Origin of the sequence: Micromonospora sp. WMMD1128 (assembly GCF_027497235.1) — a bacterium.
Lineage (GTDB): Bacteria > Actinomycetota > Actinomycetes > Mycobacteriales > Micromonosporaceae > Micromonospora.
This window is the reverse complement of record NZ_CP114902.1, coordinates 1,498,091-1,522,460: the sequence shown is the minus strand read 5'-3', so window position 1 is coordinate 1,522,460 and position 24,370 is coordinate 1,498,091. Positions and strand designations below refer to the sequence as shown.

Annotated in this window: 19 protein-coding genes; 6 read left to right on the top strand and 13 right to left on the bottom strand. The window is 74.0% G+C overall.

The features are described from left to right. Positions 1–70: 70 nt before the first annotated feature. From mraY to mraZ, 7 genes are all read right to left on the bottom strand, one after another. Positions 71–1,198, bottom strand: a complete 1,128-nt coding sequence (gene mraY / locus O7602_RS07325; protein WP_281587455.1) for a phospho-N-acetylmuramoyl-pentapeptide-transferase — start codon at positions 1,196–1,198, stop codon at positions 71–73. Next, complete coding sequence (murF, locus tag O7602_RS07320) at positions 1,195–2,601, bottom strand: UDP-N-acetylmuramoyl-tripeptide--D-alanyl-D-alanine ligase (protein WP_281587454.1); 1,407 nt, start codon at positions 2,599–2,601, stop codon at positions 1,195–1,197. Before murF ends, mraY begins: the two co-directional genes overlap by 4 nt. Continuing rightward, on the bottom strand, positions 2,598–4,160 hold the full coding sequence (locus O7602_RS07315) for a UDP-N-acetylmuramoyl-L-alanyl-D-glutamate--2,6-diaminopimelate ligase (protein WP_281587453.1): 1,563 nt from the start codon (positions 4,158–4,160) through the stop codon (positions 2,598–2,600). Before O7602_RS07315 ends, murF begins: the two co-directional genes overlap by 4 nt. A 52-nt stretch (positions 4,161–4,212) precedes the next feature. Then, complete coding sequence (locus tag O7602_RS07310) at positions 4,213–6,438, bottom strand: penicillin-binding protein 2 (protein ID WP_281587452.1); 2,226 nt, start codon at positions 6,436–6,438, stop codon at positions 4,213–4,215. A gap of 3 nt (positions 6,439–6,441) precedes the next feature. After that, positions 6,442–7,020, bottom strand: coding sequence for a hypothetical protein (locus O7602_RS07305; protein ID WP_281587451.1), 579 nt, complete (start codon positions 7,018–7,020; stop codon positions 6,442–6,444). Further along, positions 7,017–8,075, bottom strand: coding sequence for a 16S rRNA (cytosine(1402)-N(4))-methyltransferase RsmH (rsmH, locus tag O7602_RS07300; protein WP_348651314.1), 1,059 nt, complete (start codon positions 8,073–8,075; stop codon positions 7,017–7,019). Before rsmH ends, O7602_RS07305 begins: the two co-directional genes overlap by 4 nt. Positions 8,076–8,280: 205 nt before the next feature. Then, positions 8,281–8,712, bottom strand: coding sequence for a division/cell wall cluster transcriptional repressor MraZ (gene mraZ, locus O7602_RS07295; protein ID WP_073831045.1), 432 nt, complete (start codon positions 8,710–8,712; stop codon positions 8,281–8,283). A 356-nt stretch (positions 8,713–9,068) separates the two neighbouring features. Here mraZ and O7602_RS07290 point away from each other — a divergent pair, with 356 nt between their 5' ends. Genes O7602_RS07290 through O7602_RS07280 form a run of 3 tightly spaced genes read left to right on the top strand, consistent with a single transcriptional unit; the run spans position 9,069 to position 11,741 of the window. Continuing rightward, positions 9,069–10,316 (top strand): MurT ligase domain-containing protein, encoded by a 1,248-nt coding sequence (locus O7602_RS07290; RefSeq protein ID WP_281590184.1) that lies wholly within the window; start codon positions 9,069–9,071, stop codon positions 10,314–10,316. Next, a complete protein-coding gene (locus O7602_RS07285) occupies positions 10,306–11,028 on the top strand; it encodes a glutamine amidotransferase (protein ID WP_281587450.1) in 723 nt (240 codons plus the stop codon). Before O7602_RS07290 ends, O7602_RS07285 begins: the two co-directional genes overlap by 11 nt. Continuing rightward, the gene (locus tag O7602_RS07280; protein WP_281587449.1) at positions 11,025–11,741 is read left to right on the top strand and encodes a VTT domain-containing protein; all 717 of its coding nucleotides are present in this window, start codon (positions 11,025–11,027) and stop codon (positions 11,739–11,741) included. Before O7602_RS07285 ends, O7602_RS07280 begins: the two co-directional genes overlap by 4 nt. A 398-nt stretch (positions 11,742–12,139) precedes the next feature. Here O7602_RS07280 and leuS read toward each other — a convergent pair whose 3' ends face one another. Continuing rightward, positions 12,140–14,980 carry a leucine--tRNA ligase gene (leuS, locus tag O7602_RS07275; protein ID WP_281587448.1) on the bottom strand — a complete coding sequence of 947 codons (2,841 nt, stop codon included), beginning with the start codon at positions 14,978–14,980 and terminating at the stop codon, positions 12,140–12,142. 350 nt (positions 14,981–15,330) lie between these two features. Here leuS and O7602_RS07270 point away from each other — a divergent pair, with 350 nt between their 5' ends. The 3 genes from O7602_RS07270 to O7602_RS07260 are packed head-to-tail and all read left to right on the top strand — an operon-like array spanning position 15,331 to position 20,152. Next, complete coding sequence (locus O7602_RS07270; protein ID WP_281587447.1) at positions 15,331–16,383, top strand: MoxR family ATPase; 1,053 nt, start codon at positions 15,331–15,333, stop codon at positions 16,381–16,383. A gap of 1 nt (position 16,384) precedes the next feature. Continuing rightward, positions 16,385–17,683 (top strand): DUF58 domain-containing protein, encoded by a 1,299-nt coding sequence (locus tag O7602_RS07265; RefSeq protein WP_281587446.1) that lies wholly within the window; start codon positions 16,385–16,387, stop codon positions 17,681–17,683. Positions 17,684–17,698: 15 nt separating this feature from the next. Next, complete coding sequence (locus O7602_RS07260; RefSeq protein WP_281587445.1) at positions 17,699–20,152, top strand: DUF3488 and transglutaminase-like domain-containing protein; 2,454 nt, start codon at positions 17,699–17,701, stop codon at positions 20,150–20,152. Positions 20,153–20,274: 122 nt separating this feature from the next. On the opposite strand, the gene O7602_RS07255 is transcribed toward O7602_RS07260, so the two are convergent. The 5 genes from O7602_RS07255 to O7602_RS07235 form a co-directional block, all read right to left on the bottom strand. Next, complete coding sequence (locus O7602_RS07255; protein WP_281587444.1) at positions 20,275–20,679, bottom strand: DUF3040 domain-containing protein; 405 nt, start codon at positions 20,677–20,679, stop codon at positions 20,275–20,277. A gap of 115 nt (positions 20,680–20,794) precedes the next feature. Next, on the bottom strand, positions 20,795–22,057 hold the full coding sequence (locus O7602_RS07250; RefSeq protein WP_281587443.1) for a DNA polymerase IV: 1,263 nt from the start codon (positions 22,055–22,057) through the stop codon (positions 20,795–20,797). A gap of 41 nt (positions 22,058–22,098) precedes the next feature. After that, positions 22,099–23,262 carry a nucleotide pyrophosphatase/phosphodiesterase family protein gene (locus O7602_RS07245; protein ID WP_281587442.1) on the bottom strand — a complete coding sequence of 388 codons (1,164 nt, stop codon included), beginning with the start codon at positions 23,260–23,262 and terminating at the stop codon, positions 22,099–22,101. Further along, positions 23,259–24,008 (bottom strand): methyltransferase domain-containing protein, encoded by a 750-nt coding sequence (locus tag O7602_RS07240; protein WP_281587441.1) that lies wholly within the window; start codon positions 24,006–24,008, stop codon positions 23,259–23,261. The genes O7602_RS07245 and O7602_RS07240 overlap by 4 nt, the downstream gene beginning before the upstream one ends. Positions 24,009–24,158: 150 nt before the next feature. Next, positions 24,159–24,341, bottom strand: coding sequence for a hypothetical protein (locus tag O7602_RS07235; protein WP_281587440.1), 183 nt, complete (start codon positions 24,339–24,341; stop codon positions 24,159–24,161). Positions 24,342–24,370: the final 29 nt, after the last annotated feature.

Here is a 24,370-nt window from a genome sequence, read left to right as displayed (position 1 = left end):
CGGCGTGTCGGATCTGAAGGAGGGGCCCCTTTTTAACAGACGTCTGTTAAAAAGGGGCCCCTCCTCACACCTAGCTGACCGCGGCGAGGAACTCGCTGTAGAACAGGCCCAACGCGATGGCCACGCCGATGCCGGCGATGATCCAGAACCGGACCACGATGTTGACCTCGCTCCAGCCGGCCAGCTCGAAGTGGTGCTGGAGCGGCGACATCCGGAACACCCGCTTGCCGGTGGTGCGGAACGAGATGATCTGGATGACCACGGACATCGTGATGATCACGAAGAGGCCGCCCAGGATCGGCAGCAGCAGGATCGTCCGGGTGGACATCGCCATGCCGGCGATCAGGCCACCCAGCCCGAGCGCGCCGGTGTCGCCCATGAAGATCCGCGCCGGCGACGTGTTCCACCAGAGGAAACCGACGCACGCGCCGGCCGCCGCGCCGGCGATCAGCGCGATCTCCAGCGGGTCGCGCACCGTGTAGCAGTACGCCTCGGTGTAGTTCGGGTCCGCGCACCAGTGCCGGTACTGCCAGAACGCGATGAGCGCGTACGCGGCGAGCACCATCACCGAGGCGCCGGTGGCCAGGCCGTCCAGCCCGTCGGTGAGGTTGACGCCGTTCGTCGCCGCCATCACCACCATGATGATGACGATCACCGCGCCGATCCTGCCGATCTCCAGCGCCGGGATGTCCCGGATGAAGCTCAGCGTGGTGCTGCCCACCGTCTCGGTGTTGGTCGCGTTGCCGCTGACGTCGGTCATGCTCGACGGGAAGTAGACCGCCACCGCGCCGAACACGGCGCCGACGAGGATCTGCCCGGCCAGCTTGCCCCGCTTGTTGAGACCGCCGCTGTGCCGCTTGCGGACCTTGAGGAAGTCGTCGATGAAGCCGACCGCGCCGGAGAACACCATCAGTCCCAGCAGCACCAGCGCCGTGATGGTCGGCTCGACCTGCGCGATCTGCGCGTCCGGCAGCGTGGTCAGGGCCAGGTGCCCGGCAACGTACGCGATGACCGTGGCCAGGATGAAGACCACGCCGCCCATCGTCGGCGTGCCCTTCTTGCCCTCGTTGCTGGCCAGCCCGAGGTTCGATCGGATCGGCTGGCCGGCCTTCAGCCGGGCGAACACCTTGATCGCGATCGGGGTGCAGAACAGCGAGATCAGGAACGCGACGCCGATGGCGACGATGACCGCCCTCATGCGGCGCCGCCCTCCGCCGCCTCCCGGGCGTCCGCGCGCAGCGCGTCGGCCACTTCCCAGGTCCGATACCGGGAGCCCTTCACCAGCACCACGTCCCCTGGACGCAGCTCGCTCCGCAGCACCTCGACGGCCGCCGCCTGATCGGTGAGCAGCACCGACTCTCCTCCCCAGTTGCCTACCGCTGTCGCGCCCTCGTGGATCGGCGCCGCCGGCTCGCCCACCACGAGCAGCCGGTCCACTCCCAACTCGGCCGCGAGCCGGCCGACCTGCTGGTGTCCCTCCCGTTCGAAGTCGCCCAGCTCGGCCATGTAGCCGAGCACCGCGACGGTACGCCCCTCGCCCCGCATGCTTGCCAACGCGCGCAGCGCCACGCCGGTGGAGGCCGGGTTGGCGTTGTACGAGTCGTCGATCACGACCACCCCGTCGGGGCGTTCGAAGACGTCCATCCGCCGGGTGGAGACCAGACCCAGCTCGCCCAGGGCCGCGGCCAGGTCGGCCAGGGGCAGCCCCAGCTCCCGGGCGACCGCCGCGGCGGCGAGCGAGTTGGACACCTGGTGCCGGCCGGTCAGCCCGAGCCGCACCGGCGCGCTCCCCTCCGGTGTCACCAGGGTGTACGAGGGCCGACCCCGGCCGTCGAGCGTCACGTCCACCGCGCGCACGTCGGCCTGCGCCGACTCGCCGTACCGGACCACGCGGGCGGAGGTCCGGGTGGCCATCGCGTCGACCCGGGGATCGTCGGCGTTCAGCACCGCCAGCCCGTCGTCGGGCAGCGCCTCGACCAGCTCCCCCTTGGCCAGCGCGATGGTCTCCACCGAGCCGAACTCGCCGAGGTGCGCCACCCCGACGTTGAGCACCACCGAGATCCGCGGCGGCACCACGTCGCACAGGTAGCGGACGTGACCGACCCCGCGGGCGCCCTTCTCCATCACCAGGTAGCGCGTCTCCGGGGTGGCCTGCAACGCCGTGTACGGGTGCCCCAACTCGTTGTTGAACGAGCCGGGCGGCGCCACGGTCGGGCCGAGCCGGACCGCCAACTGGGCGATCAGGTCCTTGGTGGTGGTCTTGCCGGAGGAGCCGGTCAACCCGATCACGGTCAGCCCGGGCAGCCGGTCGACCACCGCGCGGGCCAGCCGGCCCATCGCGTCGAGCGCGTCGTCGACGAGCACCATCGGCACGCCCGGCACCTGCCGGGTGCCGAGCACCGCGACCGCGCCGGCCGCCACCGCGCCGGCCGCGTAGTCGTGACCGTCCACCTTCTCGCCGGGGAACGCGACGAAGAGCCCGCCCGGGGTCAGCTTGCGGGAGTCGAACTCCACCGTCGACGTCACCGTGGCGCCCGGGTCGGCGTCGGCCAGCCGCCCACCCACCGCGGCGGCCACCTCGGCCAGCGTCAGCGGGATCACCGCTGACCCACCAGGTCGCCGAAGCGGGCGCGCAGCGCCGCCGCCAGCTCCACCCGGTCGTCGAACGGCAGCACCTCGCCGCCGACCTCCTGGCCGCGTTCCTGGCCCTTGCCCAGCACCGCCACCACGTCACCCGGTTCGGCCACCCGGACCGCCTCCTCGATCGCCGCCCGCCGCCCGGGCACCTCGATGATCCGCGCCGCGGTGGCCGCGGCGTACGCGCCGGCCAGCACCTCGGCCCGGATCGTGGCCGGATCCTCGGTACGCGGGTTGTCGTCGGTCACCAGCACCACGTCGGCGCCCCGGGCCGCCGCGTCGCCCATCACCGGCCGCTTGCCGCGGTCCCGGTCGCCGCCGGCGCCAAGCACGCACACCAGGCGACCGTCGGTCAGGTCGCGCAGCGCGGTCAGCACCGCCTCGATCGCGTTCGCCTTGTGCGCGTAGTCGACCACGCCGCGCACCGGGGCGTCGCCGCTCACCAGTTCCAACCGGCCGGGCACGCCGCCGCAGGCGGCCACGCCGCGCGCCGCGGTCACCGGGTCGACGCCGGCGGCCACGAGCGTGGCGACGGCCAGCAGCGCGTTCGCCACGTTGTGCCGGCCGGGCAGCGCCACGCCGGTGGGCAGCGCCGGCACCTCCGGGCCGTGCAGGGTGAAGCGCTGCGCGTAGCCCTCGCCGTCGACCTGGTCGGCCCACCAGGTGGCGGAGGGGTCACCGGCCGCCGAGTAGGTGACCGTGGCGGGCTTGCGCAGCGGGCGCAGCGCCGGGTCGTCGTGGTTGAGCACCTCGACCCGGCACCTGCCGTCGAAGAGCCGGGCCTTGGCGGCGAAGTAGTCCGCCTCGTCGGCGTGGAAGTCGAGGTGGTCGGAGCCGAAGTTGGTGTAGCCGCCGACGTCGAACCGGACGCCGCCGACCCGGCCCATGACGAGCGCGTGGCTGGACACCTCCATGACCACGGCGTCCACCCCGCGCTCGCGGGCCACCGCGAGCATGGCGTGCAGGTCGGTGGCCTCCGGGGTGGTCCGGACGCTGTCCACCACCAGGTCGCCGAGGCGGGTCTCCACGGTGCCGACCAGGCCGGTGACGTGCCCGGCGGCGCGCAGCCCGGATTCGATCAGGTAGCTGGTGGAGGTCTTGCCGGCGGTGCCGGTCACCCCGATCACGGTCAGCCCGGCGGTGGGGTCCCCGTAGACCGTGGCGGCCACGTCGCCGAGCGCGCCCCGGGCGTCGTCGACGACGAGCACCGGCAGGCCCGCGGCGGCGGCCAGCGGCGCCCCGGCCGGGTCGGTGAGCACGGCCACCGCGCCGGCGCCGGCCGCGGCGGCGGCGAACTCCGCGCCGTGCCGGCGGGCGCCGGGCAGGGCGGCGTACAGGTCGCCGGGGCGGACCTCCTGGCTGGCGTGGGTGACCCCGGTGACGGGCACGTCGGCGGCGGCCTCCGGCGGTGTCACCGACAGGCGGGCGGCGAGGTCGCCGAGCCGGACGGGGAGCACGGTGGCGGGACGTGGATTGCCGGGCACGGCGTCAGACCCTACCCGGTCGTCCGGTTCCGACCGCACAGCCGCCCCGGTGGTTCGTCGCCACTCACCGATGATGTCCCGCCGGGCCCGCTCAGCGCGGAAAGACCTCGAACTTCGGGGACTTGTCGGTGCGCGACGGCGGCACCCGGTAGTGGCGGAGAGTGAAGCCCATCATCTCGCGGAACGCCGGCGCGGCGACCGCCCCGCCCTCGCCGCCGGGGCTCCAGACGAAGACCGCCACCACGTACCGCGGATTCTCCGCCGGGGCCATCCCGATGAACGAGCCGACGTCGCCCGGCTGCCGCTTGCCGTTGTCGTAGCGCAGGCCGGTGCCGGTCTTGCCGGCCACCCGGTAGCCCGGCACCGCGGCGGCCAGGCCGGTGGCCCGCCCGTCCGGGCCGTCGACGGTGGTGACCGCCTCCAGCATCCGGCGCAGGGCGGCGGCGTTGGCCGGGCTGAGCACCGAGTGGGAGGCCGGGGCCGCGCTCGGGGTCCGTTTGTCGTCCGGCCCGATCGTCTCCTTGATCAGGTGCGGCTGCACGTACGTCCCGTTGTTGGCGATGGCGTTGTACGCGGCGGCCATCTGCAACGGCGTGGCGTCCACGCTGTGCCCGATCGGCACCGACCCGTACGCCGAGCCGCTCCACTCCTCGGCCGGGAGCAGCCGGCCGGACGCCTCGCCGGGCAGGCCCTCGCCGGTCGGCTGGCCCAGCCCGAACCGCTTCTGGTAGTCGATCAGCCGTTCCTTGCCCAACCGGTCGGCGATCTCGATGGTGCCGATGTTGGACGAGAAGGCGAGCATTCCCGGGATGCTCATGACGCGGCCGTTCGCGTGGTGGGTGTCCTCGAACGTGACGCCGCCCCGGACGGTGGTGTTGGCCACCGGGAACGTGGTGTTCGGCGTGATCACGCCCTCCTGGAGCGCCGCGCCGTAGGTGATCGCCTTGTGGATCGAGCCGGGGTCCACCACGAAGCTGGTGGCCGCGTCGTCCCGGTCCGCCGGCGAGTCGACGTTCGTCGGGTCGGCCGCGTCGTACGTGGGCTGGCTGGCCTGGGCCAGCACCTCCCCGGTCGGGACGTCCATGATCACGGCGGCGGCGACGCTGCCCCTGGCCTGGGCCACCTGCTTGGTCAGGATCCGCTGGGTCATGAACTGGAGGTCCCGGTCGATGGTGAGCCGGAGCGAGCTGCCCGGTTGGGGCTTGGTGGTCCGGCTGTAGCCGCCCGGGATGGGCGCGGCCAGGTCGCCCTGGCCCACCTCGTAGGTCCGTTTGCCGGCCACGCCGCGCAGCAGGTCGTCGTACTTCGCCTCCAGCCCCTCCAGGCCGTTCATGTCCGGGCTGACGAAGCCGAGCATGTTGGCGGCCAGGTCGCCGCCGGGCACCTCGCGCCGCTCGTCCCGATGCACGCCGATGCCGGCCAGGTCGAGCGCCACGATCTGCTTGGCCGTGCCGATCTCGACCCCCCGGGCCAGGTAGACGAACTCCAGGTCTTTGTCGGTGCCGGGCAGCTTGCTCGGCTTCATCCGGTCGGCCAGCTTCGAGGCGGGCACGCCGAGCAGCGGGGAGAGCGCCCGCGCGGTCGCGTCCCGGTCCTCGACCTCGGTCGGGTCGGCGAAGACGTACCGGGCCTCCACGCTGTGCGCCAGCGGCTGGCCGTTGCGGTCGAGGATGGCCCCGCGCGGCGCCGGCAGCTCGACCGTGGCGACCCGCTTGGACAGGCCGCCGTCGGCGTACGCCGGGGCGTTCGCGGTCTGCAGGTAGACCAGGCGGACGCCGATGCTGGCGAACATCGCCAGCGCCAGCACCGTGGCCAGGCGCAGCCGCCGGCGCGGGTCGCCCAGCCGGGGCGGGCGGCGCGGCTTGCGGACCGGCCGGCGGGCCGCCGGCCGGCGCGGGCCGGGCCGGCGCCGCGGCGGCGGGTCCTCCTCGTCGTCCTCGAACGGCTCGCGGGCCGGGCGGGCGGAGACGGTCCGCACCACGCCGGCGCGACCGCCGGTCGTCGGCGCGCGGCGGCCGGCCCGGGCGCTCTCGCCGGCCGCGGCCGGCTCCCGGCGGCCGGCGCGGGTGACCCGGCCGCCGTCGAGGACCTGCAACGCCGGCCGGAACGGGTCGCCGGACCGGCTGCTGCGGGGGGTACGCCGTTGCTCCGCGCCACCCTCGCGGATGGTCCGCCCGCGCGGGGTGTACGCGCGGGCGTCGGAGATCCCCCCGACGCCCGGCTCCCGTGACTCGGACCCGCGCGGCTCGGCCCCACGCGACGAACCGCGCCGGGAGCCCGTGGGGTCCCGGCGCGGTTCGTCCGATCTCGGCGGCATCGCTCAGCCTCCGTTGCCCTGCTGGCCGCCCGCCGTCCCACCCTCCGCGGGGTGCGGGACGCCGATCGTCTCCCCGTCCGGCAGCCGGATGTACGCGGGGTCCGCGGACTCCACCAGGCCCAGCTTGCGGGCGTTGGCGGTGAGGTTGCCGGGCGCCTCCTGGTCGGCGATCTCCTTCTTCAGCTCCTGCTCGTCCACGTCGAGCTTGGCCTGCTGCTGCTGGAGCCGCTCCAGTCGGAAGGCGTTCTCATTGATCTTGGTGTTGACCGCCAGGATGCCGAGCACCCCGCCGACGACGAGCACCAGGATCAGCCCGACGAAGGGCGCCCGCGGCACCCGGATCGGCGGCGGCGGGGCGACCCGCAGCCGCGGCGCCGCCGGCGCGGTGGTCCGGCTGCGTTCGGCCGGACGCAGCGCGGCGCTGCCCTCGGTCGGGTAGTCGCGCGTCCCCCGGGCGCGGGTCCCCTCCCGACCACCGGCCGTCGTCGTGTCTCGCGTGGTGCGCTGCGCCGTGGTCCGGCCCCCCGACCGCGGTGCGCGCTGCCCGACGGCCCCCCGGCCGTCGCGCTTCTCGACGTTCATGTCCCCTCCCCCTCTTCGTCCGTGCCGTTCCCCGGTTGGTGCATCGCCTTCACCCGGCGGCGGTACCGTTCGCGGTCGGTACCCTCCTGCCGGGTCGCCTCCGGATCGAGCCGAACCGCGGCCCGCAGCCGCACCGAGGCGGCCCGCGGATTCGCGGCCACCTCCGCCTCCCCGGGAAGCTCGGCGCCCCGGCTCAACAGCCGGAACGTCGGGCCCGACCCGGGCAGTTCGACCGGGAGGTCGACCGGGCCCTTGCTGCGGACCCGATCGGCGAGCGCCTGCTTGGTGAGCCGGTCCTCCAGCGAGTGGTAGGACAGGACCACCATGCGGCCGCCCACGGTGAGCTTGTCCAGAGCGGCCGGCAGCGCCGTCTCCAGCGCTGCCAGTTCTCTGTTTACCTCGATCCGTAAAGCCTGAAACGTTCTCTTTGCGGGGTGTCCGCCCGTTCGTCGGGCTGGGGCGGGAATGGCCTCCCGCACCAGCTCGGCCAGCCGGGCCGACGACGTGATCCGGGTCCGCTCGCGCTCCCGGATGATCGCCGAGGCGACCTTCCCGGCGAACTTCTCCTCGCCGTACACCCGCAACAGCCGGGCCAGATCCGGATGGGAGTAGGTGTTGACCACCTCCTCGGCGGTCACCCCCCGGGTCTGGTCCATTCGCATGTCCAGCGGCGCGTCCTGCGCGTACGCGAACCCGCGGTCGGGCGCGTCGAGTTGCAGGGACGAGACGCCGAGATCGAACAGCACGCCGTCGATCGCCGGGTAGCCGAGCCGGTCGAGCACCTCGGGCAGCTCGTCGTAGACGGCGTGCTCCAGGTGGACCCGGTCGGCGAACCGGGCCAGGCGGACCCGCGCGTGGGCGAGCGCCTCGGTGTCCCGGTCCAGGCCGACCAGGACCGTGTCCGGGTGTGCCGTGAGCACCGCCTCGGCGTGCCCGGCCAGGCCGAGCGTGGCGTCGACGTGCACGGTCCGGCCGGGGCGGCCCAGCGCGGGGGCCAGCAGCTCGAGACACCGCTCGAGCAGCACCGGCACATGCGTGCCGCGTAGCTCCCCCATGTCGACCCCCACTGCTCGAAACCCGTCTTCGTCCACGTGTCCGTCGTCGCCACGACGCCTCGCCATACCGCCAGATCCCCATCCGCTCCCCGCCCGCCGGAGGCCGCGGCCCTCCGTGTCGGATCGTGCGCCTGGCACCGGGGAAGGGGTGCCAGGAACTCGAAAGCGGCTGGAGATCTCGCAGTACGTCGGGCGCCGTCACGCCCTACAGACCGCCCGGCAGCACCCCCTCCTCGATGTCGGCGAAGTCGTCTTCGCTCTCCGCGAGGTAGGCCTCCCAGGCCGCCCGGTCCCAGATCTCCACCCGGGTGCTCGCCCCGATCACGACCAGATCCCGGTCGAGGGCCGCGTAGGACCGCAGGTGCCCGGGAATCGTGACCCGGCCCTGCTTGTCCGGCACCTCGTCGTGCGCGCTGGCGAAGAAGACCCGGCTGTAGGCCCGGGCCGCCTTGCTCGTCATCGGTTGCGCACGCAACTGGTCGGCGATCCGCTGGAACTCGGGCATCGGGAAGACGTAGAGGCAGCGCTCCTGCCCTTTGGTGATCACGACACCCCCCGCCAGCTCGTCCCGGAACTTGGCCGGCAGGATCAACCGGCCTTTGTCGTCCAGGCGCGGAGTGTGGGTGCCGAGGAACATCGGCCCAACCCCCTCGCCCTGAGCGGCGTTCGCGGCGCCGCTGACCCCCCGGGCCGGTGTGGCCCTCCCGGCCTCACCATCGCGCCCCACTCTACTCCACTTCCCTCCACCTGCAACCAGAATCGCCCGCTCGGCGCGGCGATCCGGCGCGTAAAACCGCACGTCAATGCGGGTGGGGCGGAGTGGAGGGGGTGCACGCCCCCCGCCGACGGTCCGTTACCCGACATCGACCGCCACCGTCCGGGCGAGCGCGCTCCGGCCGTCCACCGTGTCGTCCCCGGCCGAACGGTTCACCGTCGGCGGCGATCTGGCGGCGTCCGTGGTCCGGTAACCTCGCTCGCGTGACGGACGCGAAGATGCCCATGCGGGCAAAGGTGGCAAGCTCCGTGTCGCGCACCGCCGCGGCGCTGTCGCGGGCCGCGGGCCGTGGCGACGGCTCGGTGATCGGCGGCTGGATCGGCCTCAAGATCGACCCGGACCTGCTCGCCCACCTCTCGGCCGGGCGGGCCATCGCCCTGGTGTCCGGCACCAACGGCAAGACCACCACCACCCGGCTCACCGCCGCCGCGGTAGGCGTGCTGGGTCGGGTCGCCTCCAACGCCTTCGGCGCCAACATGCCGACCGGGCACACCTCGGCGCTGGCCAAGGCCGGCAGCACGCCCTACGCCGTGCTGGAGGTGGACGAGCACTACCTCGCCCAGGTGCTGGAGGCGACCGAACCGCACGTGGTGGCGCTGCTCAACCTCTCCCGCGACCAGCTCGACCGGGCCAAGGAGGTCGCCATGATGGCGCAGCTCTGGCGCGCCGCCCTGGTCCGGCACCCGGACGTGCGGGTGGTCGCCAACGCCGACGACCCGATGGTGGTCTGGGCCGCCACCCCGCCGGCCGACCCGGCCCAGGGCCACGTGCCGCCGCACGTCACCTGGTTCAGCGCCGGCCAGCGCTGGCACGACGACTCGTGGGTCTGCCCCGAGTGCGGCTCCACCATCCAGCGTTCCGGCGGGCAGTGGTGGTGCACCGGGTGCCCGCTGCGCCGCCCCGAACCGCAGTGGACGGTCGAGGACGACGGCGTGCTCGACCCCACCGGCGCCTGGCACAAGATCCAGCTCCAACTCCCCGGCAAGGTCAACCTCGGCAACGCGGCCACCGCGCTGGCGGTCGCCGCCGAATTCGGCGTACGCCCGGTGGACGCGGTCTCCCGACTCGGCACGGTCGCCTCGGTGGCCGGCCGGTACGCCCAGGTGCAGCGGGACGGGCGCAACATCCGGCTGCTGCTGGCCAAGAACCCGGCGAGCTGGCTGGAGGCGTTCGACATGGCCGACGTCGCGCCGACACTGCTCTCCATCAACGCGCGCGACCCCGACGGACTGGACACCTCGTGGCTGTTCGACGTCGACTTCTCGCCGCTGGCCGGCCGGCAGGTGCTGATCACCGGCGACCGGGCGTACGACCTCGCGGTGCGGCTCGACGTCAACGGCGTGCCGTTCCGGCACGTGCGCACGTTCGACGAGGCGGTCCGCGCGGTGCCGCCCGGCCGGCTGGAGGTCATCGCCAACTACACCGCCTTCCAGGACATCCGAGCGGAGCTGGACCGTGTCAACTGAGAGCCTGCGCATCGTCTGGGTCTACCCCGACCTGCTGTCCACCTACGGCGACCGGGGCAACGCGCTGATCCTGGCCCGCCGGGCCCAGCTGCGCGGCATGCCGGTCGAGGTGCTTGAGGTCCGCTCCGACCAGCGGCTGCCCGCCACCGCCGACATCTACCTGATCGGCGGCGGCGAGGACGGCCCGCAGGCGCTCGGCGCCCAGCGCCTGCACGCCGACGGCGGCCTGCACCGGGCGGTGGCCCAGGGCTCGGTGGTGTTCGGCGTCTGCGCCGGCTACCAACTGCTCGGCACCTCCTTCTTCGCCAAGGGCACCAGGTGCGCCGGCCTGGAACTGCTCGACCTCTCCTCCGACCGGGGTCCGACCCGGGCGGTCGGCGAACTGGCCGGCGAGGTCGACCCGCGGCTGGGCATCCCGCACCTGACCGGCTTCGAGAACCACGGCGGGCGCACCCACCTCGGCCCCGGCGTGTCGCCGCTGGCCCGGGTCACCGCCGGGGTCGGCAACGACGGCGCCACCGAGGGCGCCTGGCGGGGCAAGCTGCTCGGCACCTATTCCCACGGCCCGGCGCTCGCGCGCAACCCCGACCTGGCCGACCTGCTGCTGCGCTGGGCGACCGGCATCCACCAGCTCCCCGCGCTCGACGACACCTGGGCCGACCGGCTCCGGTCCGAGCGGCGCGCCGCGGTCGCCGCCGCCGCCCGGGCATGACCGGCGCCGCCCCACCGGGGCGGCGACCGGTGGTCCGCCGGCTCGCCGGGCTGCTCGGGCAGCCGTCGGCACGCCGGTTCGGGCTGTTGCTCCTGCTGCTCGCCGGCTTCGCGGTGACGCTGCTGCTGGCGCCCCGGCCGGACGCGGCCGACCTGCCCCGGCTCGCCGACGCGCTCGGCGGGTACGCCCCGGTCGCGGCCGTGGTCGGCGGCGCGCTGCTGCTGGTGGCCCTGGTGCCCCGGACGTTCGTCACGCTGGCGTCCGGCGCCATCTTCGGTCCGGTGCTGGGCGCCGCGTACGCGCTGGGCGCGGCGCTGCTCGCGGCGGCGCTCGGCTTCGCGGTCGGCCGCCTGCTGGGCCGTGAGTTCGTGGCCGAGCGGGTGCGCGGCCGGCTGGCCCGGCTCGACGGCTGGTTCGCCCGGCAGAGCGTGTTCGGGGTGATCACCGTACGGCTGCTGCCGATCGCCGGTTTCGGGCTGGTCAGCTACGGCTACGGCACCACCGGCGCCCGGGTGCTGCCGTTCCTCGCCGGCAGCGTGATCGCCTCCGCGCCCACCGCCATCGGTTACGCCGCGATCGGCGCGGCGGTGAGCAGCCCCGGTTCGATCAACTGGTACGCGGCGGCCCCGGCCAGCCTCGGCCTGATCGCCAGCGTGCTGATCATCCACCGCTGGTGGCGGGCCGAACGGCAACGCCGCCTCGGCCCGACCTGACCTGCCGGGCACCGGCGAGCGGCTGACCGGCGGTCGAGGCCGCGCTCGGCCTGACCACCTTTCCCCCACTTCGCCGCACCGCTGAGTCCCGCGATGTCACGTTCCGGTCCGGTCCGGACCTGCCTCCTCTGTTGCCTACAAACTTGATGGCATAGATGACTCAGCCGCGCGGACGCGCGTGGTTGCCTCCGCACGGACGCCAGGCTGCCTCCGCACGGACGTGGATTGCCATCGCGGAGGAGCGAGTCATTCACGTCATCAAGTTTGTAGGCGCCGCAGACCCCTTTCCGACCCGGCCGGTCCGTCCAGTCCTCGTCGCCGCAGCCGTCCGTCAGCCCTCGACGGCTCGGCCGCCGCCCCGGCCATACCAGCCGGACCGAGCCTCGAAGACGGCGAGGTCAGGCGACGACCGAGACCATCCGTCCCTTCACCACGATCACCTTGCGCGGCTCCTTGCCGGCCAGCGCGCCGGCCACCGCCTCCAGCGCCGCCGCGCGGACCGCGTCCTCGGGCGCGTCGGCCGGCACCTCCACCCGGCCGCGCACCTTGCCGTTGACCTGCACCGGGTAGGTCACCGACTCGGCCACCAGCAGCGCCGGATCGGCCACCGGGAAGTCCGCGTACGCCAGTGAGGTGTCGTGGCCCAGCCGGCGCCACAGTTCCTCGGCGACGTGCGGGGCGAACGGGGCGACCATCAGCACCAGCGGCTCGGCCACCTCACGCGGCGTCTCGGCCAGCCGGGTCAGGCCGTTGGTCAGCTCGATCAGTTTGGCGATGGCGGTGTTGAATCGGATCCCGTCCATGTCGGCGCGGACCCCGTCGACGACCTTGTGCAGCAGCCGCCGGGTCGCCTCGTCGGCGGGGGCGTCGGTGACGCGAGGCCCGCCGGTCTGCTCGTCGACGACGGTGCGCCAGACCCGCTGCAGGAAACGGTAGGAGCCGACCACCGCCCGGGTCTCCCACGGGCGGGACACCTCCAGCGGACCCATCGACATCTCGTACACCCGGAACGTGTCGGCGCCGTACGCCGCGCACATGTCGTCCGGGGTGACCACGTTCTTCAGCGACTTGCCCATTTTGCCGTACTCGCGCCGGACCTCGTTCTCGCCGTGGAACCACCGGCCGTCGACCTCGACGACCTCCTCGGCGGGCACGTAGGCGCCGCGCGGGTCGACGAACGCGTACGCCTGGATCATGCCCTGGTTGAACAGCTTGCGGAACGGCTCGAACGACGAGACGTGCCCCAGGTCGAACAGCACCTTGTGCCAGAAGCGGGCGTACAGCAGGTGCAGCACGGCATGCTCCTGGCCGCCGACGTACAGGTCGGTGCCGCCGCAGTCGCCGGGTCGCTGCGGGCCCATCCAGTACGCCTCGTTCGCCGGGTCGGCAAACCGCCGCGAGTCGGTCGGGTCCAGGTAACGCAGCTCGTACCAGCAGGAGCCGGCCCACTGCGGCATCACGTTCGTCTCCCGGGTGTAGCGCTTCGGCCCGTCACCCAGGTCCAACTCCACCTCCACCCAGTCGCGTCGCCGCGACAGCGGGGTCTCCGGGTTGCTGGCGGCGTCCTCCGGGTCGAACGTCTTCGGCGAGAAGTCGTCCACCTCGGGCAGTTCGACCGGCAGCATCGACTCCGGCAGCGCGATCGGCGCCCCGGTCTCGTCGTAGACGATCGGGAACGGCTCGCCCCAGTAGCGCTGCCGGGAGAACAGCCAGTCGCGCAGTCGCCAGGTGACCGCGCCCGCGCCGTGCCCGTTCGCCTCCAGCCACTCGATGATCCGCGCCTTGGCGTCGGCCACCCCCAGGCCGTCCAGGTCGATGCCCCGCTCCGGCGCCGCGCTGTTGACCGCCGGGCCGTCGCCGGTGAACGCCTTGCCGTCGAAGCCCTCCGGCGGGGCCACGGTGCGCACGATCGGCAGGTCGAAGACCTCGGCGAAGGCCCAGTCCCGCTCGTCCTGGGCGGGCACCGCCATGATCGCGCCGGTGCCGTAGCCGGCCAGCACGTAGTCGGCGATGAAGATCGGGATTCGCCCGCCGGTCACCGGGTTCGTCGCGTACGCGCCGACGAAGACGCCCGTCTTCTCCTTGCTGTCCGCCTGCCGCTCGACGTCCGTCTTGGCCGCGGCGGCCTTGCGGTACGCCTCGACGGCCTCGCGCGGGCTGCCGTGCCCACCGGTCCAGGCGTCCTTCGTCCCCTCCGGCCAGGCGGCCGGCGCCAGCACGTCGACCAGCTCGTGCTCGGGCGCCAGCACCATGTAGGTGGCGCCGAAGATCGTGTCCGGGCGGGTGGTGAACACCCGGACCGGGGCGGCGTCGGTCGGGAAGTCGATGTGCGCGCCGGTGGACCGGCCGATCCAGTTGCGCTGCTGCAACTTGATCGGCTCCGGCCAGTCCAGCGTGTCCAGGTCGTCCAGCAGCCGGTCGCCGTACGCGGTGATCCGCATCATCCACTGCTTCAGGTTGCGCTTGAAGACCGGGAAGTTGCCGCGCTCGGAGCGGCCGTCGGCGGTGACCTCCTCGTTGGCCAGCACGGTGCCCAGGCCCGGGCACCAGTTCACCGGCGCCTCCGAGACGTACGCCAGCCGGTGGTCGTCGACGACGCGGCGGCGCTCGGCCACGGTCAGCTCGGCCCACGGGCGGCCGTCCGGGGTGGGCCGGTTCCCGCCCTCGAACTCGGCGATCAGCTCGGCGACCGGCCGGGCCTTCTTCGCGTCCGTGTCGTACCAGGAGTTGAAGACCTGCAGGAAGATCCACTGGGTCCAGCGGTAGAAGTCGGTGTCGATGGTCGCCACCGACCGCCGCTCGTCGTGGCCCAGCCCCAGCCGGCGCAGCTGCGCCCGGTACCGCTCGATGTTCTGCACGGTGGTGGCGCGGGGGTGGGTGCCGGTCTGCACCGCGTACTGCTCGGCGGGCAGGCCGAACGCGTCGAAGCCCATCGCGTGCAGCACGTTGCGCCCGGACATCCGCTGGTAGCGGGCGTAGCAGTCGGTGCCGATGTAGCCCAGCGGGTGGCCGACGTGCAGGCCGGCGCCCGACGGGTAGGGGAACATGTCCAGCACGTACAGCTTCTCGGCGCCCGCGCGGGGGTGGTCCGGATCGGCCAGCGGGCCGGTCGGGTTCGGCGCGTGGAAGGTGCCCTCCCGCGCCCAGGTCTCCTGCCAGCGGTGCTCGATCTCGTCGGCCAGGGCGGCGGTGTACCGGAACGGGGGGATGTCGGTGGCCGGTGCGGCTGCCTCACTCATGGCGTCTCCTCGGCGCGTTCGTCTCGGGTGGTGGGAGGTCTGCTGCGGGCACAAAAAAGCCCCTCGCACAGGAGGGGCGGCCGTGCTGTCGCGCGTTCAGCGCATCAGCACGGCTCGGTAAGAAGCAGGAACACTCCGGCCATGCCCGGCAGTGTACCCCGATCCCCCGTCCGGCGAATATTCCGGGTGTAACCGACCGACCACCTGCGGGAGTCGGCGTTGACGAGAAACATGGTTAGCCTGAGAGGCCAGTGAGATGCGTGCGGCAGACGAGGCTCGGCGTCGCGAACCCAACGGCGGGTCCAGGTGCTCTATACAGAGCTGCCGTTCCGGCGACGAGGAGGAGGCCCGTGACACAACAGACCTGGGACGAGGTGGGCGGTCTGCTGCCGCACGACGAGTTCCGTGCCGCCAGCGAAGCCGTCGTGGCCAACATCGAGCAGGTCATCGCGGGCAAGACGGCCACCGTCCGGCTCGCCCTGGCGGTGCTGCTGGCCGAGGGCCACCTCCTCATCGAAGACGTTCCCGGCGTCGGCAAGACCAAGCTCGCCAAGGCGATGGCCCGCTCCATCGACTGCTCGGTCCGCCGCATCCAGTTCACCCCCGACCTCCTGCCCAGCGACGTCACCGGTGTGAGCGTCTACAACCAGGAGACCCACGACTTCGAGTTCCGCCCGGGCGCGGTCTTCGCCAACCTGGTGGTCGGCGACGAGATCAACCGGGCCTCGCCGAAGACCCAGTCGGCCCTGCTCGAGTGCATGGAGGAACGGCAGGTCACCGTCGACGGGGTGACCTACCAGCTCCAGACCCCGTTCATGGTGATCGCGACGCAGAACCCGATCGAGATGGAGGGGACCTACCCGCTGCCCGAGGCGCAGCGGGACCGGTTCACCGCCCGCATCGCGATGGGCTACCCGGACCCGAGCGCCGAGCTGGCCATGCTCGACGGGCACGGCGCCACCGACCCGCTGCCGGCGCTGCGGCCGGTCGCCGACGCGGCCACCATGCGCCGGCTGATCGGCCACGTCCGTCAGGTGCACGTCGCCGACGCCGTCAAGCAGTACGCCATCGACCTGGTGACCGCCACCCGCGAGGCGCCCGACCTGCGACTCGGCGCGTCCCCGCGGGCCACCCTGCAACTGCTGCGCACGGCCCGCGCGGTGGCCGCCCTGGAGGGCCGCGACTACGTCCTTCCGGACGACCTCCAGACCCTGGCGGTGCCGGTGCTGGCGCACCGCATCATCCCGACCGCGGACGCGCAGCTGGCCCGGCGTACCACCGACGCGATCGTGGCCGAACTGGTGCACCGCCTGCCGCTGCCGCACGACCGGCAGCGTTCCCCGTACGACACCCGGCCCGGGAGCGGCAACGGCCGCGGGCCGTACGAGCCGCGGAGGCCGTGACGTGCGTGACGGCCTGCGCGGGCTGACCACCCGCGGCCGCTCCTTCCTGGCGGCGGCGGTCGCCGCCGCGATCTCCGCCGGCATCCTCGGCGAGAAGGACCTGCTCCGGGTGGCCGTCCTGCTCGCCGTCCTGCCGCTGCTCGCGGCCGCGTACGTCGGGCGCAGCCGCTACAAGCTGGCCTGCAACCGCACGCTCGAACCGCACCGGGTGCCGGTCGGGGCCAGTTCCCGGGTGGTGCTGCGGCTGCAGAACCTGTCCCGGCTGCCCACCGGCACGCTGCTGCTGGAGGACCGGCTGCCCTACGCGTTGGGCAGCCGGCCCCGGGTGGTGCTGGAGCGACTCGGCGCGCACCAGGCCAGCTCCGTGGCGTACACGGTCCGCGCCGACGTGCGGGGCCGCTACGACGTGGGTCCGCTGGTGATCCGGCTGACCGACCCGTTCGGGCTGTGCGAGCTGACCCGGTCCTTCCCCAGCACCGACCACCTCACCGTGATCCCGCAGGTCACCCCGCTGCCCGCGGTGCGGTTGCCGGGCGAGTACGCCGGCAGCGGCGACAGCCGCGCGCGTTCGGTGGCGGTGCACGGCGAGGACGACGCCGCCACCCGGGAATACCGGATGGGCGACGACCTGCGCCGGGTGCACTGGAAGTCGACCGCCCGCACCGGCGAGCTGATGGTGCGCCGCGAGGAACAGCCGTGGGAGAGCCGGGCGACCGTGGTGCTCGACACCCGGGCCGCCGGCCACCGGGGCGAGGGCCCGACGGCCAGCTTCGAGTGGGCCGTCTCCGCCGCCGCCAGCATCGCCGTGCACCTGCGTCAGGCCGGCTACAAGCTGCGCCTGGTCACCGGCGCCGGCACCGACGTCGGCGCCACCGAGGCCGGCGGCGACGGGTTGCTCCTCGACCACCTGGCCGAGGTGCACCTCGACCGGCGGGGCGAGATCACCACGCTTGTGCAGCAGGTTCGGCAGCGGGCCGACGGCGGCCTGATCATCGCGCTCCTCGGCACGCTCGGCGACGCCGAGGCGGAGCTGCTGGCCGGGCTGCGTGGCAACGGCGCCACCTGCGTGGCGTTCCTGCTCGACAGCAACACCTGGCTGAACCTGCCGCCGAAGGCACGGGCCGAGGCGGAGCGGGCACACGGCAGCTCCGCGCTCGCCCTGCTGCAGAGCGGCTGGCGGGTGATCGGGGTGGAGCACGGCAACCGGCTGCCGGCGCTGTGGCCGCAGGCCGGCCGCGGTTCCCAGGGCTTCGCCCTGCGGGCGGCGCTGGCCGAGACGGTCGCCGGCGGCATGCGATAACCGAGAGGTGGTCAGGTGACCCCGCACCGCAACATCGGCTTCGTCGCCGCGGCGGCGACCCTGCTGTCGGCGGCCCCGCTGTCGGCGATCTTCGAACGCTGGACGTGGCTGGTCCAGGCGGCCATCGTGGTCTCCGTGGTGGCCGGCGCGGCGGCGCTGAGCCGGCTGGGCCGGGCCCCGCTGTGGGGTCAGCTGCTGGCCATGCTGGGTGGCCTGACCCTGGGCCTGACGTGGGTCTTCCCGGGTGGCACCGAGGTGTTCGCGTTCGTGCCCACCCCGGCCACGTTCGTCCACTTCGGTGACCTGCTCTCGTCCTCGCTCGAGGACATGCGCACGTACGGCGTCGAGGTGCCCGACGTCGACTCGCTGCTCTTCCTGGCCGTGCTCGGCATCGGCGCGGTGGCCGTGGTGGTGGACGTGCTCGCGGTCGGGCTGCGCCGGCCGGCGCTGGCCGGGCTGCCGATGCTGGCCATCTACTCGGTGCCGGTGGCGGTCTACGTGGACAGCGTCCCCGCCACCCCGTTCGTGGTGGGCGCCGCCGGCTACCTGTGGCTGTTGGTCACCGACAACGTCGACCGGGTGCGCCGGTTCGGTCGCCGGTTCACCGGCGAGGGGCGTGACGTCGACGTCTGGGAGGCGTCGCCGTTGGCCGCGGCCGGCCGCCGGCTGGCCGTGGTCGGGGTGGCGGTGGCGGTGGCGGTGCCGCTGGCCGTACCGGGGATGACCGGCGGCCTGATGAGCACCGTCGGCGCCGGCAACGGCGACGGCAACGGCCGGCCCGGTCAGGGCGGCAGCCCGGGCCGGGTCGACCTGTTCGCCGCGCTCAGCGGTCAGCTCAACCAGAGCGAGCGGTTCGACCTGGTCAAGGTCACCACCAACGAGCCCGACCCGTTCTATCTGCGCCTCGGCGTGGTGGACGACCTGCGGCCGAACGGCTTCCAGGCGCGGGTGCCCACCGGCCGGGCGGTCACCCGTGGCCTGCCCGACCCGGGCGAGCGCGCGCCCCGCGGGGTCGAGCAGCAGCGCTACCGGGCCACCGTCGAGGTGACCAAGAACCTGAACATGCCGCTGTTGCCGGTCTACGCCGAGCCGGTCGACACCGACGACCTCAGCAACTACTGGCTGTACGACCCGAACCAGCAGGTCGTGTTCTCCAACCGGGAGAACGCCCGGGGCAAGCGCTACTCCTTCGACTACGTGCGGTCGACGTTCAGCCCGTCGGCGCTGCGCGCCGCGCCGTCCCTCCCCTCGGACAGCCGGATCATGACGCTGCAGACCGCCAGGCCGTCCGTGCCGGCCGTCGAGCGGCTGGTCAAGCAGTTGGTCAAGGGCAAGCAGACCGACTACGACAAGGTGCGGGCGGTCTACGACTACTTCTCGGTGGAGAACGGCTTCACCTACGCGCTGTCCACCCGCAACGGCAGCAGCGGGGATGACATCACCGACTTCCTCGCCACCAAGGTGGGTTACTGCCAGCAGTACGCCGCGGCGATGGCCTGGCTGGTCCGGGAGGCCGGCGTACCGGCCCGGGTGGCGGTCGGGTTCACCAACGGCAGCAACGTCGACGGCGGTACCTACGTGCTCACCAACCAGAACCTGCACGCCTGGACCGAGGTCTACTTCGGCGGCATCGGCTGGGTGCCGTTCGACGCCACCCCGGCGGCGAGCATCCCGGGTGCGGTCCGGTCGTCCTGGGCGCCGGACACGAACGCCCCGGAGGAGAACGCCCCCGCGCCCGGCAGCAGCGCCGCACCCGGTGGGGTCGACCCGTCCGCCGGCCCGAACGAGCCGGACCGCCTGGACAAGGACGCCGACCAGGGTCTGGCGCTCGGCGAGAGCGGGCCGACCCGGCGGGCGCCGGTCTGGCCGTGGTGGCTGGCCGGGGCGCTCGCCCTGCTGGCGTTGCTCGCCGTACCGGCCCTGCGCCGCTCGGCGCTTCGCCGCCGGCGCCGGGTCCGGGCGACCGTGCCGGCGGCCACCGCCGTGACCGTGCCCGGGCAGCGGGGCGAGACCCGCGAGGTGGTGGTCGGGGTGGACGCCGAGGCGGCCCGCGCCGACGCGCACGCCGTCTGGGACGAGTTGCTGGACACGCTTGTCGACTTCCACGTCCCGGTGGACGGCACGGAGACCCCGCGGGCGACCGCGGAGCGGTTGGCCCGGGAGGCGCTGGTCGAGGACGCGGGCGCGGCCACCGGGGTACGACTGCTGGGCCGCGCCGAGGAGCGGGCCCGCTACGCCCGGGACCCGCTGACCGGCGCGGAGTTGCAGCCGGCGCTGCGGACGGTACGCGGGGCTCTCGCGGCCGGCGCGAGCCGGCGGACCCGGCTGCTGGCGGCGGTGCTGCCGCCGTCGGTGCTGATCCGGTGGCGGACCGCCCTGGCCGAGCGGTCGGCCCGCTTGGTCATCACCACCGGTCAGGTACGGCAGCGGCTGCTGCGCTGGAATCCCCGTCGCCTGCTGGCCCGCTGACCCACCCCCCAGTGAATCAGGGGAGGACGGGGAGGGGACGGGAGGGCGCGCGGGGAGTGCGCCTGCCGGCACACGCCGGCAGGCGTCCGTCGCGGCCCGCCTCGGTCAGCGGTGGATCGCGGTCAGCGGTGGCCCTCCGGGCGCTGCCGCCAACGGTCCTCCATCCGGTCGAGGAAGGAGCCCCGACGGCCGCCGCTGCTGCGGCCACGGGGACGACGCCGGCTTGTCGTTGTGCCGCCCACCACGTGCAGGTCGGGCGTCTGGGACCGGCGGTGCGACTGCACCGCGTAGCCCGACGAGGCCAGCATGACGACGAAGCCCGCCACGGCCACCGCAGGAATCTTGATCACGACCCCGTAAATCAACAGGGCCAGACCAACGACGACCACGCCGGCAGCGACGAGCACGCGACGCCGCGCGTGGAAACGCGGGTCGCTGGCGCGCACAGCCGAGGCGAACTTGGGATCCTCGGCAAGCGACTGCTCGATCTGCTCGAACAGCCGCTGCTCGTGCTCCGAGAGCGGCACGGCACTCCTCCCCGGTCACGTTGGTCGGCCCGGTCGGGCCGACAGACCGTGGCAGCCAACCGGCTGCTTACCCGCAAGTCTACGAGGGTGCTCGCGCGTCGGAAAGCGGGACGACCTACGGCCGGGTCGGTTTTTCGACTCGGTGCTTATCACGCCGCCCGAGAAGACTGGCCGGACCTATGACGGATCGCCCGAAACGGGCAGCCGCCGCGTCGGCCGCCGCCTCCGCCTCCCGCCAGCCGCGCTCCGGCGCACCCAGGGTGAGCTGCTGTGGTGTCTCCTCCGCCACGGCGAGCCCTTCCATCCGCACGCCCACCAGGCGAACCGGCTCGCGCGGGGCGAGAACGCCCCAGAGCGCCCAGGCCGTGTCGAACATCTCGCGGGCCGTGTCGGTCGGCACGGCGAGGGTGCGGGAGCGGCTCACCGTGCGGAAGTCGGCGAACCGGACCTTCAGCGACACCGTGCGCCCCACCTGCCCGGCCGCCCGCAGCCGGGTGCCGGCCTTGTCGGCGAGGGCGAGCAGGGCCCGCCGGATCTCCACCGGGTCGGTGACGTCGGTGTCGAACGTGACCTCCGCGCCGATCGACTTCTCCACCTGTTCCGGGGACACCCCGCGCGGGTCCCGCCCCCAGGCCAGCTCGTGCAGGTGCGTGGCGGACGCCTCGCCCACCGCCCGGCGCAGCAGGCCGGGCGGCGCCTCGGCCAGGTCACGCACGGTGCGCAGGCCGAGCCGGCGCAGCGCGTCCGCCGACCGCTCCCCCACCCCCCACAGCGCCGACACCGGCAGCGGGTGCAGGAACTCCAGCACCTGGTCGGCGGGCACCACGAGCAGGCCGTCCGGTTTGGCCCGGGTGGAACCGAGCTTCGCCACGAACTTGCTCGGCCCGACGCCGACCGAACACGTCAGCCGCTGTTCCTCGGCCACCCGGCGACGGATCAGCGCGGCGATCGCCGCCGGCGGGCCGAACAGCCGCCGGGCGCCCGCCACGTCGAGGAACGCCTCGTCCAGCGAGAGCGGCTCGACGAGCGGCGTGACGTCCCGGAAGATCCGCATCACCGCGCGGGACGCCTCCGAGTAGGCGCCGAAGTCGGGCGGCAGGTAGACCGCGCCCGGGCAGAGCGCGCGGGCGCGGGCGATGGGCATGGCGCTGCGTACGCCGAACTGTCGGGCCTCGTAGCTGGCCGAGCTGACCACCCCGCGCGGACCGACACCACCCACCACCACCGGCCGACCGCGCAGCTCGGGACGGCGACGCACCTCGACCGAGGCGAAGAACGCGTCCATGTCGACGTGCAGGATCGGGCAGCCGGTGTCGTCGGCGTCCGGCCCGAAGCGCGGGTCTCCGCCGCCCCGCGGCAATGACTGGCTGCGCCCCATGCCCCGCAGGCTAACCCGCCGGTCCGACAACGACCCGGCGGTCAGCCCCGGACCACGAGCAGCGGGACGGTCATCTCCGCGGCGGTGTCCGCCCCGTGGTACGCCACCAGCCGCGACGCCATCGGCGGCTCCGAGCGGGTGGCGACCACCGCGTACGTGTCCCGGCAGACCACCACCACGTCGCCGATCCGGGCCAGGTGCGCCTCGGGCACCGCCCCGAACCAGCCGGTGGCCACCGCTTCGGCGCGGGTCAGCACGTCCGCCGCGCCGTCGAGCACCGCCGTCCAGGCGGCCACCACGTCGGCCTCGGCGCCCGGCTCGGTGTGCAGGTAGCGGACCCGGGGCTCGCCGGCCACCACCCGCACCCCGGCCCGCAGCCGGGGATCGGCGTCCAGGTCGAACCGGTGCCCGGCCGGCACCTCGAGCTGGCCGTGGTCGGCGGTGACCAGCAGCGCGGCGTCCGGCGGCAGCCCGTCCACCAGCCGGGCCAGCAACGCGTCCACCTCGGCGGCGGCGGTCCGCCACGGTACGGAGTCGACGCCGCTGAGGTGGCCGTGCCGGTCGAGGTCGGGGTGGTAGCCGGAGACCAGGGTGGGACCGGCGCCGGCAGCCAACGCGGTGAGCATCCGCGCGGCGAGCGCGTCGATCCCGGTCGCGCCCCGGTAGTCGCCGCCCCGGTTGGCGGCCAGGGTGAGACCGCTGCCGGCGAACTCGGGCCGGCTCACCACGGTCACCGCCACGCCTGCCGCGCGGGCCCGCTCGTACCAGGTGGGCACCGGCTGCCAGCGGGACGGGTCGGGGTCGCCGGCCCAGTCGACGTGGGTGAGCACCCGGTCGGTGCCGGGCACCCGGACGGTGAAGCCGAGCACCCCGTGCGCGCCCGGCGGCACGCCGGTGCCGAGGCCGACCAGGCTGGTCGGGGTGGTGGACGGGAAACCCGCGGTGAGCGGGACGCCGGTGGCGGCGGCCAGCCCGGCCAGCGTCGGCGCGTACCGGGCGGCGGTGGGGATCTGGTACCAGCCGAGCCCGTCGACCAGGAGCACGGCGATCCGGCGTACCCCGGCCAGCCGGGGGGCCAGGCCGAGCCGGTCCACCGCGCCGGGCACCCCGAGCAGCGCCAGCGCGCTGGGCAGCACGTCGACCAGGCTGCCACCGTCGTAGCGGGGCGCGACCCGGTCGAGCGGACCCGGCGCCGGGCCGGTCATGCCGGGCGGCGGGCGAACAGGTGCAACTGGGCGGCGAGGTCCCGGTACGGCAGCTTCGCCGCCAGGGCGCACTCCAGGTCCAGCAGGGCGGCCGGTTGACCGTCCGCCACGGCCGCCGGGAGCAGGTCGGCGAGCACGCGTACGCCGTGGATCTCCTCGACGACGAGCCCGGCGGCGGTGAGCAGCGCGCCCGCGCCGTCGGCGTCGTAGCGACGGCGCAGGGTGTCCCGGCCGCCGGCGGTGCCCTGCGGGTCGGCGGCGAGCGCGACGGCGGCGTCGAGCTGACCGTTGATCGCCCGGCCGAGCACGGCGGCGGCCCGCGCGGCGACGAGCACACTCGCCGCGCCACCCGGGCGCAGCGCGGCGGCCAGCGCCGCGGTCACCGGCTCCGGGTCGTCGACCACCTCCAGGACGGAGTGGCAGAGCACCAGGTCCACCGCGGCCGGTTCGACAAGCCCGGCGAGCGCGTCGGCGTCGCCCTGCGTGGCGCGTACCCGATCGGCGACCCCGGCCTCGGCGGCCCGGCGGGTCAGCGCGGCGAGCGCGTCGGGACTGGCGTCGACCACGGTGACCTGGTGGCCGGCCTCGGCGAGCGGCACGGCGAAGCCGCCGGTCCCGCCGCCGACGTCGAGCACGGAGAGTCGATCGCCGGCCCGCCGGTCCAGCTCGGCCCGGAGCACCGTCCAGATCACGGCGGTGCGGGGGGTGAGGGTTCGGGTCTGCTCCACGCCGCCGAGCCTAGCCATGGCCAAACGCACCGAACGCAGTGAGGGCCGTGCGGCCATGGCCAGTAGGACCAGCCATGGCCAAACGCACCGAACGCAGTGAGGGCCGTGCGGCCATGGCCAGTAGGACCAGCCATGGCCATCAGGGCCGGTCACCCCCCCGGCCCGGGGTCAGGACTCGCCGCCGCCGGCCGGGTCCTCCTCGGCGCCGCGGGAGCGCTGGGCGTTGGCCACCGGGCCGTCGGTCACCTGGTGCTCGCGCGGCTCGATCTCGTGGGTGGGCGCCCACCCGGCGCCCAGGCGGGTCCGTCGGGCGTTGGCCACGCCACCGGGGTACGTGCGCTGAAAGGTCATCTGGTCATCCCCCATACCCGGGTGGGCCG

Coding starts and splice junctions, on each gene's coding strand:
- mraY (WP_281587455.1), bottom strand. CDS start 1,198: ATGAGGGCGGTCATCGTCGCCATCGGCGTCGCGTTCCTGATCTCGCTG.
- O7602_RS07310 (WP_281587452.1), bottom strand. CDS start 6,438: ATGCCGCCGAGATCGGACGAACCGCGCCGGGACCCCACGGGCTCCCGG.
- O7602_RS07305 (WP_281587451.1), bottom strand. CDS start 7,020: ATGAACGTCGAGAAGCGCGACGGCCGGGGGGCCGTCGGGCAGCGCGCA.
- rsmH (WP_348651314.1), bottom strand. CDS start 8,075: ATGGGGGAGCTACGCGGCACGCATGTGCCGGTGCTGCTCGAGCGGTGT.
- mraZ (WP_073831045.1), bottom strand. CDS start 8,712: ATGTTCCTCGGCACCCACACTCCGCGCCTGGACGACAAAGGCCGGTTG.
- O7602_RS07290 (WP_281590184.1), top strand. CDS start 9,069: ATGCCCATGCGGGCAAAGGTGGCAAGCTCCGTGTCGCGCACCGCCGCG.
- O7602_RS07280 (WP_281587449.1), top strand. CDS start 11,025: ATGACCGGCGCCGCCCCACCGGGGCGGCGACCGGTGGTCCGCCGGCTC.
- leuS (WP_281587448.1), bottom strand. CDS start 14,980: ATGAGTGAGGCAGCCGCACCGGCCACCGACATCCCCCCGTTCCGGTAC.
- O7602_RS07250 (WP_281587443.1), bottom strand. CDS start 22,057: ATGGGGCGCAGCCAGTCATTGCCGCGGGGCGGCGGAGACCCGCGCTTC.
- O7602_RS07245 (WP_281587442.1), bottom strand. CDS start 23,262: ATGACCGGCCCGGCGCCGGGTCCGCTCGACCGGGTCGCGCCCCGCTAC.
- O7602_RS07240 (WP_281587441.1), bottom strand. CDS start 24,008: ATGGCTAGGCTCGGCGGCGTGGAGCAGACCCGAACCCTCACCCCCCGC.
- O7602_RS07235 (WP_281587440.1), bottom strand. CDS start 24,341: ATGACCTTTCAGCGCACGTACCCCGGTGGCGTGGCCAACGCCCGACGG.